Genomic DNA, 13784 nt, shown 5'->3' on the forward strand with positions numbered 1-13784 from the left:
TATAACAAATGGCAATAAAACATATAAAAGGAAATATTTTTAATTCAAAGTGTCAAACCATTGTTAACACAGTAAATTGTGTTGGCGTAATGGGAAAAGGAATTGCTTTTGTGCATAGACTTCGATATCCTAAAATGTATGAGGAATACAAAGAGCATTGTAAAAATAAACTCATTAAAACAGGCTCTTTGTGGCTTTATACAAAACAGGAAAATGCACCGTGGATTTTAAGTTTCCCGACAAAATTTCATTGGAAATATCCAAGCAAAATAGAATGGATTGAACAAGGTTTGCAAAAGTTTGTGGAAACCTACGACAAGAAAGGTATTACTTCAATAGCATTTCCTTTACTTGGAACGCATAACGGTGGATTGGATAGAAACCAAGTAAAACGTCTTATGGACGAGTATTTAGGCAAATGTTCCATAGACATTGAAATTTACGACTATGACCCAAATGCAAATGACGACTTGTTTTCTTCTTTCAAAGCAAAATGGTTGTCGTTAGACGAAAAGACAATAAAAGCAGAGACAGGTATTCAACCACAATATGCACGAAAAATATCAGAGATAATTCAAAACGGAGAAGCAAATTCAATGATTTCATTAGCCAATTATGACGGAATTGGCGAAAAGACATTAGAAAAAGCGTTTAACTATGTATTGAACAGACCAAAATGAAAAGCCAACGCATAAAGCAAGCACATTTGCAAACCACACAAGCCGACACGCAGCCCAAAGTTTGCAAAAGAGCTTGCTTTTCACCAACCCAAGAGAAAAAGAAATTTTAAAAAATGCCCCACCACACGACAAAAGACAATGAAAAACGTAGCATCAAATAGACCGAAAAACTACGGAAGACAAGTAAGCACTGGTGGTAATCGAGTAGACTGCCCCGCCAGTAGATACTGACGGGGAGAGCCTCTCACACCACTGTACGTACGGGTCTCGTATACAGCGGTTCATTGAATTGTAGGTTGCGTTTTAAGGTAATAGGAAAGCATAGATTCATAACCTTTTCTTCTTAGGCGTGATAAAGTGATAGTAGTCGTTAGAATTGGACTCTGAGCCACTGCCCATCCCCCTTTTCGAGTTCTACTCCATGCATAGGCATGGTCTCGATCTACTCCCAGTCTAATCAGGTTTTTACGTTTCCGCTCTGGCTTCTTCCAGTCGTGCCAGATACAGTAGCGAAGTCGGTTTCGTAACCACTCATCGAGTGATTTAAGCTTTGCTTGGATACTGGCAAGGCGGTAATTATTTACCCACCCTCTCCATACCTCTTCCAACTTCCTCAGCCGTTCTTCAAAACTATAAGGTTTGGTTTTCTTGGTGATATGCTTGAGCTTGCGTTTGAGGGAATCCCAGCTATTCTTTTTCACTACCAATTGGTATTTTCCTTTGACATCTTTTTCGTATGTGGGTACAAATGTATGTCCCAGCAACTCAAAACAAGACGATCATCATGGACTTAAACATCACACTCAAACTAGACGAAGACCTCATCGAAAAACTCAAAGCCTACGCCCAAGAGAAAAACATGAGCATCTCCCTCCTGCTAGAGTCATATGCAAACAAATAGCCGAGTGGCCAGACTACATGCGCTACCTCTCCTCTAAGATGGAGCTCCCACTTGACTTTGACGCCAGAGAAGTCTACCGCTACCTACTCAATAAGCAGTACACGGCAAGTGATGACTAAAACATCCTACAGCACATAATATCATCTTCAAAAAAATTATACTATAGGCTCTCTCCGAGCCTATTTTTTATATATAAACAAATTTTTATAAGATATCATTTGGAAATATACTCATATTTCATAATTTTATTTCAAATTATTTAATCCTTATCTATAAAAATTAACAATGAATGGTAATGAATATTATTGGTTTAAGCTAATCAATTACTGGGTAAATGTTCGATATAAGAATGGTCTAAGCATACCTTTTATTCTTGGTGCTAGAACATTAATAGATAATAAATATAAAATAAATGAAAAAAGTGTGTCTGAATTACTTTATGATATAAAAAACTCTGAGGCTGAAGATATAATAACAATTCAACACTGTGCAGATATCGGTGAATATGTATTAGGAATTAATGATAGAAAAAATCCAAAAATTGGAGATTATATTAAAAATGAAAAAACTGGAGAAACAAGAATAATAAGGGCAATAAATACGAACGTACTAGGTAAATCATTTGATGATCTTATAGAATCATTAACAAGACGGTATACAAATTCACTTTCATATAATTTGATCTCAAGAAATGATTTTAATTGGACTACTTTTACAGATTATGACTTGGAAATAATTAATAATGTATTCAATAGATAATTCTCATATAATTTAAAAAATAAAAATGAATAATTTTTGGAACTCAAATATAGGAAAAACGATAAGATGGGTATTTTTCCTACCAACTGCTATAATTACTGGTTTATTAGTTGCAGTTATTACTCTATTTATTAATCAACTAAGATCTGATACACAAGGAGATTTGGCATATATGGCAGCAGCCATTTTCGGCCAAGTTGCTTTACTATTTACAGCATACCATATAGTTCCAAAATTCAAACAACCAGTTATTATTATTCTAGTAATAATCCGAACATTATTTTCATTAACTTGGTTTTTTGATCCAAATTCATCATTATTATCAAGTGTTAACTATTTAATTTTACAAGAAATATCTGTTTTAGGAATAGGAATATACTATTCTATTTATTCAAAAAAGAATGATCTAAATTATTAGTGTATCTTCTAAAAATATAAATAATCACCGTGTATTAGCAAGTAGCTGATCTAGAAAATAAGCCTATAGTTCGACTTTAAGAGTTCTATGTATTTAGTTCAAATATTCTATATTTTTTTAGAGTAGTAGATTCCAATCCATAAGCCCATGATGCAACTTACCTAACATACCATGATCAAGCGATTTTTTCTACTCATTACTTCCCTAAGTGTAGCGACCCTAGCACTTTTATATATTTCAGCTGTAGGATCAAAACCGTCAGGGGACAATTTTAGAGAGCATATCTCTTTTGAGAAAGACCTCACTTTTGACACTGAAGGTTTATTGGATCAAGATGCCAAAAGCGTTTCTGCAAAGCTATTTGATGGGAAACTTACACTTATCCAGTTCAACTTTAAGGGGTGTGCGATATGCGAGTCTGAGAAAAAGTATATCAGCAATATCATCAAGGACACTCCAGAAGATTTTCAGGTCATCTTTATCTCTATAGACCAATATGCGCTATGGAAGAGCCTCAACTTCATCGATGACGATAAGTACAAATATTTGAATATCGGGCAATCAAATTTGATCGATTCACTCAAGATAGGTGCCTATCCCACCTATTTTGTAGTGGATGAAAATGCCAAAATCATCTCAAGACCATTTCCAGGATCCGTTTTCGTCAGAAATCACTTCAACATCAAAAGTGGGAGATTCAGTGATTACATTACTGAACTGCTGACAAGCAATCGCTTTTGGAAAATAGTCTTGCCTATCATTGGCGGTTTCTTCGTACTCATAGGATTTATCTCCCTACTCATCACTTTATTCCAGATCACCATTCTCAAGAAACCTTACTTCAAAAAGACCGAAACAATCATCCTGAGCATTATACTACTCTGCTCACTATTGATCATATCCTTCTTAAATCAAGAAGCATCTACAGTATTCTTGAGTACCACATCACTACTCATTTCGATTTTCACAACACTTGCCTTAAAAGGACTACTAAATGCCACACAATACGTCATCAAAGGCAAAAACTACTGGAATTAGTGCTTAGAGCTAAGACAGCCAGAGAACAGATAAATGGAATAAAGATATAATATGCGATCCCTTCAGGATCGTATGGAAACACTCAATCTGCTGCTATAAATATGAGACCCATTCTGGGTCAAGCGTCTCAGAAAGCATCAGATCAAAAAATATAACTCCTAGATTCAATCTTCCCTAATCAATACCTCTTCTACTGATCAATCCCGAAAGAATTGCTTCCAATAACAAAGGCTTTTTGGATCAAAATGCTAAGAGCACTTCTGCAAATCTTTTTCATGAAAATCCCGAAGGGATGACATTATTATAGCAATATTCACCACACCCACACCCAATCCCGAAGGGATGACATATTTATAGCCAGATCGATAACATACCTCACCCCGAAGAGATCATATATTTGTAGCCAAATCTAGCACGCCAACATCCCGACCCTAAAGGGATCGAACAATATTTACGAATGACAAAAATTTAACCCCAATACCAAGCACTAACCAGCTCATATTCATTCGGAACGAATTTTGACATTTCAACAAAATGTATTTACTTTGTAATAACATTTAATAATCATGGAAGCATCAATCATCAAAATCGGAAATTCAAAAGGACTTCGTTTAAGCAAGACCATTTTGGATAAATACAACATCCAAGACAAAGTCGAAATTATCTTGGAAAAAGGACAGATCATACTTAGACCAATCGATTCCCCTAGAAAAAATTGGGAAAACGAATTTAAGAAAATGAATGAAAACGGTGACGACAAGTTACTGATGACCGATGTATTTGACGATGAAAACCTCGAGGAATGGACTTAAAACAATATGCAATCGTTCTGGTAAACCTTGATCCAACAATAGGGAGTGAAATAAAAAAAACGAGACCTTGTGTTATCATTTCACCAAATGAGATGAATAAATACTTGAACACTATCGTACTCGCGCCCATGACAACAAGCCTTAAAAAATACCCTACCAGAGTTCCTGTAAAGCATAATGATAAAAAGGGAATGATTGCCATTGACCAAATTCGAACGGTAGATAAGACCAGAATCATTCGGGTTTTTGAAAGCTTGACAAAATCAGAAATCGAAAAATGCAAAGACGTAATAAAGGAGACTTTTGTAGATTAAAAGAGCATAATCCCTAGATTACATCTTCCCTAATCGACACCTCCTCTTCATATTAATCCCGAAGGGATGACATATTTATAACCAGATCGAAAACACACCCGATCCCGAAGGGATCATATATTTGTAGCCAAATCTAACACGCCCAAATCCCGACACTAAAGGGGTCGAACCTCAAAAAAATCAAAATTTCTAGAGCATAAAACAACCTTTAAACCCAAACCCATAGCAGCGCCTATGTATGTAGGGAGTAAAAGTAATGAACCCTGAGGCTTTAGAAAACCTCATTTGCAAACATATACCCCATCTCTATGAAGATCTTGCTTATTTTAACCAGTCTTGGAGTGTCTCAATAAAAAGTGCTTGCTGATCGATAAAAACATTATGTGAACAACGATCCCAATAGCGAAGCTGCTCATCTCCGATGATAACCGCCAAATCCCCCACCTGATCAGCCGAATACAAACCGTCATCCTTGCCATACAGCCCATAGATAGGCAGCCCACGCTCTACCAGCTGTACTAGTGTCTCTGTCAAATCGATGGTAGTATAGCGTTCATTTTGCCAAAATCCTTGGGGTGCTTGGAAATTTGACTGACTGCCATACTGCTTAAGCACAGGATCCGTCCCAAAACGGGCATACAAAGCCTGGGCTGTTGCGTTGGCATCCGTAGGCGTGTAGAAGCCATTGAGCATCGCATGACCAAAACTATAGCTACTATAAGCCAAACTGGTAGTATCCATTTTCTCTAGCATTGCGATATAACCCAAATTAGCCCGATCATCCTTAGCCTCATAGATTGCCTTAGCACGCCTCAGGATCGTCTTAAAGGTCTCTTGCAAGGAAACAGGCGCACCAACTAGCACAACAGCTTTGACCATTTTAGGATGCTTTTCAGCGAACAAACTGGCAACCACCCCACCAAAACTATGACCGATCAAACTAGCTTGTTTAAGCTCGTACTTCTCATAGAGAGATTGCAGATCTTCAAAAGTCTGATCAAAAGTATAGCGCACATCCGTGGAAGTGCTTCTACCCTCACCTCTCCGATCATAGACGATGACATAATACCCAGCTGCAGCTAGAGTCTCCGCAGTAGTCACTTCAAATCCTGCACTGTTAAATCCAGGTCCTCCATGTAAAAAGATCAATGCGGCATGATCAGGAGAACCATAAGTCTTAGAATAAAGGTCTTGGGCATTCGCTACACCCGCCCATAGACTGACGAAGACTAAAAGAATTGCTTTCATAAATCAGATGAAATATAAAAAATTACACCCCTAAAAATAAAAGATTTTAAGCCTCAATTTACTGATTACTGAGGGATTTATTCAAGCATCTCCCAATCACGAATGGATGACACATTTATAGCAAGATCAAAACACACCCAATCCCGAAGAGATCATATATTTGTAGCATATCACCATGCGGACAATCCATGACCCTGAAAGGGTCGAACAGAACTATATTATCAAACACTTTAAAGGAAAATTGATGTTTTAAAATCTGAGAGGCAGATTAAAAGCTATCCTAACGGGTACTCCATCAGCTGCTTGTGCGGGAATTACCTTTGGAAAACTTTTTAAAATCCTGATCAATTCTGCTGCTTGCCATTGATCATCTGGAATACCTTCCAATACTTCTACTTCCTCTATTACACCTTCCGTATCAACAAAGACAGTTAAAACAATCTTCCCCGATTTGATTTTTTGTCCTGGAGGCACTTTAAATTGCTTACTGATATAAGCATTGATCTTTTGCGAATTACAAGCTCTTCGCTCCTCCTCAGTAGACAAATCTTCACATCCATATACGATGATGTCTCTTTCATTAACAGGTATATCCGCTTGTGCGTAAAAGAGCATTTGATCATTAGCTTTCATAGCTACCATACCTACCCCTCGTTTATAATATAGCCGAAAATTAGACCCATATTGATCTTTTAATTCATTTTGAGGCTCAGCCAAAACTTCAAGCAAATTGTCAAAGTTGCAAAATGGAGTGCTCACACTGCTCAGTGTATCAATGATCGTGTATTTCCAAGTTTTATCATACTTCTCCCAAGTAGCACCAGGACTTACTGCTTGGATGAGCTCAACTGATTCAGCATTTTTTGCAGTGTCATAATAATAAACTGCTTGATTTTCAGAACGCCAGTACCCAACAGTCTCTCTACCATTCGCGTAAGTTTTTACTTGTTTGAGATAATACTTATCTCCTACCTGAAGACTATCTCCAGTAAATAAACTGGTATAGGATGCTCCCATTCCTGACACCCCTGTGTACTTAACCTTATGACCAACAGCAATAGGCCAATAAGAACCCGAAGTACCTTCAAAACATAGATTTTGTTGCGCGAAACTAACGTTTACCAAAAATGAGAAAGTAAGGCTTACTAAAATATTTCTTAACATGTAATTGATAGTTGTTTAGTTATTAAAAATTACCTCACTTCCCACTCAGCTCCTCTTTATGAGTCAAATGCCCCAATGCCACCAAGTCCTTGGATATCCCATCAAAGGACAAATCTAATATCCCTGAATCTGCACCATTGAAGATTGCAAGCCCGATATCTACTTTCATTTCCTTTTCCACCTTCTGTAAAGTCATTTTGCTTTTATAATGATGAGAAACATTCTTAGGTAAATACTTCACCGAATCTCCATAGGCGAATACTACTTCCTTTCTCAAATCCATCAACTGCTGAATGACAACTTGCCGATCAGCATCTTCAGGAAAGTAAGAGGCTGCCTCCTCATACTGCTCAGCCATCACAGCATCCATAAATGCTATAGACATCCCGCCATACTCATTGTAATAATCGGGAATACCACAACTATGCAGGTAAACGACCCCTGATAACAGTAAAAAATATAAACTAAATCTCTTCAGCATCTTTGACATAATCAGTGGATTTAAGTTGAAAAATTCAAATGATAATTCTAATAAAAAAAAATAGTTGAGATAATACAAATGATTAAATCAAATTATATACGTTATTAAGACAATTTGCCGAATCGGATTTATCCTATCAACTTTTTTTAAATCCAGCGCTTTGATTCCAGCCAAGCTATTGATTACTTTTAGTCATGCTTTCTAACTTTTTGCAGCAACCCTATCCCATCGAGCGCTCTCGAAAAACAATCCTCATCAATGCCCTGATCACAGGCGCATTCATCAGTACATTCTTATTGATTTTTAGACCATTTGGTATTGCTGACTTGATCGCCTATGCACAACCTATAGCTGGATACCTCACAGTCATTGGCTATGGCGTGATTACAGCTCTAGTCATGATCACTCAGGACATGATCCTCAGACATTACCATACCAAATGGGAACCTTGGTTAGTTTGGAAAGAAATCCTCAGCATCATCAGCTTACTCATCTTGATCGCTACTGGTAACTTCCTTTATACAGTGACCTTTGGCTATACAGACTTCACTCTAAGCAGCTTATTAGCGGGGATATTTTACACGGTCTCTATTGGTGTATTCCCTACCATCAGTTTCATGACCCTAAACTATATCAAGCTCCTTCATCGGCATCAGCGGACAGCCAATAGCATACAAATCAATGGTGATTTTGGTAGTGATAAATCAACTCCCATTACGCTGAGGGGAGAAAACAAAGTAGAAATCATCACCAGTGATCTGAATTCGCTGCTTTGCATACAAGCAGCAGATAACTATGTCATGATCTACCAAAATAGCCAAACACCCCTACTCATCCGCTCCAGCATACAGCGCTTACAAGATCAAATCAATCATCCTTGGCTCATTCGCTGTCACCGATCCTATATCGTCAACCTCTCTCAAGTGCAAAAAGTCACTGGTAATGCAGCAGGATACAAACTCACCATGCTACATAGCGATATTACCGTCCCTGTATCTAGATCCTATATAGCTACCATCCAAAATGCTTTAGAAAACTTACCAAGGTAAATTCAGCCACTTTTTTGACATTCACCCCTAAGTCTTGACACTCGCCACTTAAATCCAAAAAGCCCTTAATCTCTGTTTATGTTTGTCTCAAATCAATCAGACAAACGCATGCTATACAAAACCCTACTCATACTCCACATCATAGCTGGCTTCACAGCTTTACTCACTGGACTTATCGCCATGATCACTGCCAAAGGCAAAAAACTCCACCTCCGCAGTGGGAAGATTTACTACTTTGCCATGCTAGGCATAGGACTAACGAGCTTTCCTATGACCATCTTGAAGCCTAATCCCTTTCTATGGATGATCGCAGGATTTAGCACCTACATGACGCTAAGTGGCTATGCTTATTTGAAATATCCAAAAGGTCAGGAAATTCCTCGAAAATCCCTTTGGTCACCTATCCTAGGACTAATCATCTTAGTTACTGGGCTTATCCTATTTTTAGAACAGGCACACAGCCAAATGCTTCCTGTAGCCATCACTTTTGCTCTCATCTTTGGCAGTATGCTGTTTACAGACAGTAAGCGTATCCTCAAAAAAATGCCTTTAGATTACACCATTATCATGCATACACACATCGGCAGGATGGTCGGGTCATACATTGCTACACTCACAGCCTTTCTCTTGATCAATATCCAAACCGATCCAGCTTGGATCATTTGGCTGGGGCCTACGGCAGTCCTTACTCCTGTGATCATTTATTTCCAAAAGCGTTATACCAAAAAGAAAACACGTGCTAATCAACTGACATAAAGGATATCGATAAATATGTCGTACCTTGCGAGCTTAAATCATACAGCAGCCCATTCGGGGCACACTGTTTAATCAATCATGCATGCAATTTGACCAATTGAATCTCATTGAGCCGATACTACAAGCGCTCAAAGAAGAGGGATATACAACTCCCACCCCTATCCAAGCACAAGCCATTCCCATCGTATTAAGCGGCACCGACCTACTAGGTTGCGCCCAAACAGGTACTGGAAAAACAGCTGCTTTTGCTATTCCTATCCTGCAACTATTAAAGCAAAATCCACTTTTTGGTAGAAAACGCATGATCAGAACACTGATCGTGACCCCCACTAGGGAGTTGGCGATACAAATAGAAGAAAGCTTCAAAGCCTACGGCAGACACCTCGGACTGAAGTCTACGGTAGTTTTTGGTGGCGTGAAACAAGGTTCACAGACTACAGCACTCAGAAGTGGTGTAGACATCCTTATAGCGACTCCAGGCAGATTACTAGACCTCATGACACAAGGCTATATCTCATTGAGAAATGTAGAATATTTTGTCTTAGATGAAGCTGACCGTATGCTAGACATGGGTTTCATCCATGATGTCAAAAAACTCCTAGCAGTGCTTCCTAAGAGAAGACAATCGCTCTTTTTCTCAGCTACTATGCCTCCAGAGATTGTCAAGCTAGCGGATACCATCTTGGACAATCCTAAAAAAGTAGAAGTCACTCCTGTCTCTTCTACCGCGGAGAAAATCCAACAAGCAGTATATTTCATTGACAGAGGCAATAAAAACAAACTGCTCTATGACCTACTGCAAGACTCAAGCATTAAAGCTGCCTTGGTCTTTACTAGAACCAAGCATGGGGCTGATAAAGTAGTGAAATTCTTAGCCAGCAAAAATATCACTGCTGAAGCCATCCACGGCAACAAAGCACAAAATGCGCGACAGCGTGCCCTGACCAATTTCAAAAGTGGGGAAACACGTGTCTTAGTAGCGACAGACATTGCTGCGAGAGGAATTGATATTGATGAGCTAGCCTTTGTGGTAAACTATGAACTACCAAATGTCTCAGAAACCTATGTACACCGCATCGGTCGTACAGGTAGAGCTGGAGCCTCAGGACTAGCCGTATCTTTCTGTGATGGTGAGGAAAAAGCTTATCTCAAAGACATCGAGAAGCTAATCGGTAAAAAGATACCTGTGATCAATGAGCATCCCTATCCATTACTCATCGAAAACCCTCCTAAGGCAGAGCAAGGTGGTAGAGGCGGTAATCGTCCCAAGTCAAACTTCTCTCGACCAAAGCCTAGCAATAGTGGTGGAGAAAGAAGCGGGAGATCTGAAAGACCTGCAAGCACCAGTCGTGAAGGTGGTGACAGACCTCGTAGAAATTGGTCTAAAAAACCTCGTAGAGATTAAGCACTTAATTAAAAATTAACTTCTGATATTAACTGATTTGCTGTAATTTGGGATAAACAAATCTCAAAACATGTCAAATACAGGACTGATCATAGAAGAAAGAGCCAGTGACATTGGTGACTTTTTAGTGGGTCGACTATTACCTTTTAGAAAAAAGCGTATGGTCGGCCCATTTATATTTATAGACCATATGGGGCCCGCAGTGGTAAAACATGGTAGTTACCTAGACATCGGGCAACATCCACATATCGGACTCTCTACACTCACCTACCTCTTCGAAGGGGAGATCATGCATGAGGACAGCATCGGGACTAAGCAGCGGATCACGCCTGGATCTGTCAATTGGATGACAGGTGGTCGTGGTATGACCCATACCGAACGCACTCCTGAGGATTATAGAGATGGTAGAACGACTAAAATGCATGGTTTTCAGATCTGGGTAGCATTACCCAAGGATTTGGAAGACATGGAACCTAATTTCACTCATGTTGCAGCATCCGAACTTCCCAAATGGACACAGGATCATCTGCATTTCACACTAGTAGCTGGAGAAGCCTTTGGCAAAAAGTCTCCCGTACCTGTGTACTCTCCGCTCTTCATGATAGAGGTACATGCTAAAGAGAACGCTCAATTTGATGCTGGTACTGCCCTCAAAGGAGAAATCGGTATCTGCGTGATCAAAGGCAGTATCACGGCATGTGACCAAGAGATCGGTGCTGGCAATATGCTGGTAGCTAAGGATGAAGACTACTGTAAAATTGGCGTTTCTAAAGATGCACACTTGCTGATCTTTGGTGGGGAAGCCTTTCCTGAGGAGCGTTTCATCTATTGGAACTTCGTAGCTTCTGATAAAGCTACGCTAGAAATAGCTAAAGAAAAGTGGAAAAATAAGGACTTCCCAATGGTCAAAGGAGACACGAGTTACATCCCACTTCCAGAGAGATAAATGAAAAAGAAACTAGTCGTACTCTCTGGTGCAGGCGTGAGCGCAGAGAGTGGTATTGCTACTTTCAGAGATGCTAATGGCCTATGGGAAGGCCATGATGTCATGCAAGTCGCCTCTCCTCAAGGTTGGTCAGCTGATCCTGCTTTGGTACTGGAATTTTACAATCAACGAAGAAAACAAGCACAAACAGCGCAACCTAATCAAGCCCACATACTTCTTGCACAACTAGAGCAACAGTATGAGGTAGTCATCATTACCCAAAATGTAGACAACCTGCATGAAAAAGCAGGAAGCTCCCAAGTCATACACTTACATGGAGAACTCTTCAAATCCCAAAGTACCCTAGATCCTAGATTGGTATATGACATGGACCACTGGGAACTCAAACTTGGTGATCGCTGCGAGCGAGGCAGTCAATTAAGGCCTTATATCGTTTGGTTTGGAGAGGCTGTCCCGATGATAGAACCCGCCATAGAGGAAGTAGCGACTGCGGATATTTTTGCAGTGATAGGCACTTCCTTACTGGTATATCCAGCTGCTGGATTGGTTCAATATGCCCCTCCATATATCCCTAAGTTCATCATCGACCTAAAAGTCCCTGCTGTAGGAAATATAGACAACCTGATCAAAATCAACAAAACAGCCAGTGAAGGAGTCGCTGAAATGATCGCTCACCTTTCGGATATCAAAGATTAATCTTTCACCTTATTCAATGACAGCATACTGAGCATCCAGTTAGGAAGCGGCTTTTCTGGTTTTCTATTCTTGATATTGAGGTATAAACCGAGCTTTTCAAAGATGGGGATCTTGTGCGTTTCTACAAATTCGATCAGTGTGCCGTCTGGATCTTCACAATAGGTGAAATGTCCTGCAGCTTTACCCATATCAAAGCTATCACTACTATCGACAGTAAATGGAAAGCCTTTAAGCGCGCACTTATTACGAAGCTTATCCATACCACGCACATCAAAGCATACATGGATAAAACCTAAATCACCCCAATTTCTATTTTCAAATAGCTTTTTAGCAGGCCTATCTTGAACTTGTACGAGTTCTAGTTCTGTATCGCACAGCAATTTACTGAAGGCTCCCACTCTTGGTTGATGATTTCTCAAAAGTACCCTTCTAAAAGTATGATTACCTCCTGCTACGCCTTGTAAATCTTCAAACCGTCCAGAACGATCATAGACCATGTGATCATAGCCAAGTATCTGCATATAAAGCGGCAGTGCCTCTTCTATATTGGATACACCTATCACACAGCCAGCAACCCCTCCACTGAGCACTTTGGATTTAGTAAACCAGCTATGACTTTCGATGATTTCAAAGACATTGTCATAAGGATCTTTGACATAAAAGTGAAGTTTTCCTTCTGGGCTTTTCTCAGGAGTACCTAGTACCTCTGCCCCATTTTCTACAAAATAAGCGTAAGTAGCTGCTACGTCACGCGTCTTCATCTTAACAGCAAAGATGCCGTAATCTCCCATTTTAGGCATGAAATCAGGCTTTTGAGGGACTCTAGAAGTGTACTGCCAGATCTCAAATCCACCACCACCCTGCATATTCATAGCCAATACAGCATAGCGATCTTCAGCTTTGTCACTAGTATATCTGGTCATCAGATTAGCTGTTGCTGCATCTTTGAAGATCGGCACATTCATACCGAAAAACTTCCTGTACCACTTCCATGCTGCTTCAGCATCCGTAACTCCTATTCCTACCTGTTGTATTCCGCTGATGATGGGCATAACGTAAAATTTGTTTCATGAAAAATAGCCCAAAAATGGAAAGTAGCAAAACCTTTAATCAAAAG

Annotated in this window: 17 protein-coding genes; 12 read left to right on the top strand and 5 right to left on the bottom strand. The window is 39.5% G+C overall.

The window, feature by feature from the left end; translation table 11 throughout:
- The first annotated feature begins 8 nt into the window (after positions 1-8).
- Positions 9-680 carry a macro domain-containing protein gene (locus I5349_RS03990; RefSeq protein ID WP_226389436.1) on the top strand — a complete coding sequence of 224 codons (672 nt, stop codon included), beginning with the start codon at positions 9-11 and terminating at the stop codon, positions 678-680.
- Between the two features lie 281 nt (positions 681-961).
- Here I5349_RS03990 and I5349_RS03995 read toward each other — a convergent pair whose 3' ends face one another.
- Entirely contained in the window at positions 962-1381 is a 420-nt protein-coding gene (locus I5349_RS03995) for a group II intron maturase-specific domain-containing protein (RefSeq protein WP_226389437.1), read from the bottom strand.
- A 35-nt stretch (positions 1382-1416) separates the two neighbouring features.
- Here I5349_RS03995 and I5349_RS04000 point away from each other — a divergent pair, with 35 nt between their 5' ends.
- From I5349_RS04000 to I5349_RS04025, 6 genes are all read left to right on the top strand, one after another.
- The gene (locus I5349_RS04000; protein ID WP_226389438.1) at positions 1417-1581 is read left to right on the top strand and encodes a DUF6364 family protein; all 165 of its coding nucleotides are present in this window, start codon (positions 1417-1419) and stop codon (positions 1579-1581) included.
- Between the two features lie 285 nt (positions 1582-1866).
- Positions 1867-2340: a hypothetical protein gene (locus I5349_RS04005; RefSeq protein WP_226389439.1), complete on the top strand. Its 474-nt coding sequence runs from the start codon at positions 1867-1869 to the stop codon at positions 2338-2340.
- A gap of 25 nt (positions 2341-2365) precedes the next feature.
- Complete coding sequence (locus tag I5349_RS04010; RefSeq protein WP_226389440.1) at positions 2366-2758, top strand: hypothetical protein; 393 nt, start codon at positions 2366-2368, stop codon at positions 2756-2758.
- A 171-nt stretch (positions 2759-2929) separates the two neighbouring features.
- Positions 2930-3796 (top strand): TlpA family protein disulfide reductase, encoded by an 867-nt coding sequence (locus tag I5349_RS04015; RefSeq protein WP_226389441.1) that lies wholly within the window; start codon positions 2930-2932, stop codon positions 3794-3796.
- 566 nt (positions 3797-4362) lie between these two features.
- Positions 4363-4608 (top strand): AbrB/MazE/SpoVT family DNA-binding domain-containing protein, encoded by a 246-nt coding sequence (locus I5349_RS04020; RefSeq protein ID WP_226389442.1) that lies wholly within the window; start codon positions 4363-4365, stop codon positions 4606-4608.
- Positions 4599-4922 (top strand): type II toxin-antitoxin system PemK/MazF family toxin, encoded by a 324-nt coding sequence (locus I5349_RS04025; RefSeq protein ID WP_226389443.1) that lies wholly within the window; start codon positions 4599-4601, stop codon positions 4920-4922. Before I5349_RS04020 ends, I5349_RS04025 begins: the two co-directional genes overlap by 10 nt.
- A 321-nt stretch (positions 4923-5243) precedes the next feature.
- Here the strand turns inward: I5349_RS04025 and I5349_RS04030 are convergent, their stop codons facing one another.
- The 3 genes from I5349_RS04030 to I5349_RS04040 all read right to left on the bottom strand — a co-directional run bounded on the left by I5349_RS04030 (position 5244) and on the right by I5349_RS04040 (position 7824).
- The gene (locus I5349_RS04030; protein WP_226389444.1) at positions 5244-6170 is read right to left on the bottom strand and encodes an alpha/beta fold hydrolase; all 927 of its coding nucleotides are present in this window, start codon (positions 6168-6170) and stop codon (positions 5244-5246) included.
- A gap of 249 nt (positions 6171-6419) precedes the next feature.
- Positions 6420-7334, bottom strand: a complete 915-nt coding sequence (locus tag I5349_RS04035) for an energy transducer TonB (RefSeq protein WP_226389445.1) — start codon at positions 7332-7334, stop codon at positions 6420-6422.
- A gap of 34 nt (positions 7335-7368) precedes the next feature.
- The gene (locus I5349_RS04040) at positions 7369-7824 is read right to left on the bottom strand and encodes a hypothetical protein (protein ID WP_226389446.1); all 456 of its coding nucleotides are present in this window, start codon (positions 7822-7824) and stop codon (positions 7369-7371) included.
- A gap of 185 nt (positions 7825-8009) precedes the next feature.
- On the opposite strand from I5349_RS04040, the gene I5349_RS04045 reads away from it, so the two are divergent.
- The 5 genes from I5349_RS04045 (at position 8010) to I5349_RS04065 (ending at position 12667) form a co-directional block, all read left to right on the top strand.
- Entirely contained in the window at positions 8010-8864 is an 855-nt protein-coding gene (locus I5349_RS04045; protein WP_226389447.1) for a LytR/AlgR family response regulator transcription factor, read from the top strand.
- Between the two features lie 108 nt (positions 8865-8972).
- On the top strand, positions 8973-9620 hold the full coding sequence (locus I5349_RS04050; RefSeq protein ID WP_226389448.1) for a DUF2306 domain-containing protein: 648 nt from the start codon (positions 8973-8975) through the stop codon (positions 9618-9620).
- An 82-nt stretch (positions 9621-9702) separates the two neighbouring features.
- Positions 9703-11025, top strand: coding sequence for a DEAD/DEAH box helicase (locus I5349_RS04055; RefSeq protein WP_226389449.1), 1323 nt, complete (start codon positions 9703-9705; stop codon positions 11023-11025).
- Positions 11026-11095: 70 nt separating this feature from the next.
- Positions 11096-11971 (top strand): pirin family protein, encoded by an 876-nt coding sequence (locus I5349_RS04060; RefSeq protein WP_226389450.1) that lies wholly within the window; start codon positions 11096-11098, stop codon positions 11969-11971.
- Positions 11972-12667: an SIR2 family NAD-dependent protein deacylase gene (locus tag I5349_RS04065; protein ID WP_226389451.1), complete on the top strand. Its 696-nt coding sequence runs from the start codon at positions 11972-11974 to the stop codon at positions 12665-12667.
- On the opposite strand, the gene I5349_RS04070 is transcribed toward I5349_RS04065, so the two are convergent.
- A complete protein-coding gene (locus I5349_RS04070) occupies positions 12664-13719 on the bottom strand; it encodes a VOC family protein (RefSeq protein ID WP_226389452.1) in 1056 nt (351 codons plus the stop codon). The genes I5349_RS04065 and I5349_RS04070 overlap by 4 nt on opposite strands.
- Between the last annotated feature and the right edge of the window lie 65 nt (positions 13720-13784).

This window comes from Penaeicola halotolerans (assembly GCF_016464625.1).
Classification (GTDB): Bacteria; Bacteroidota; Bacteroidia; order Cytophagales; family Cyclobacteriaceae; genus Penaeicola; species Penaeicola halotolerans.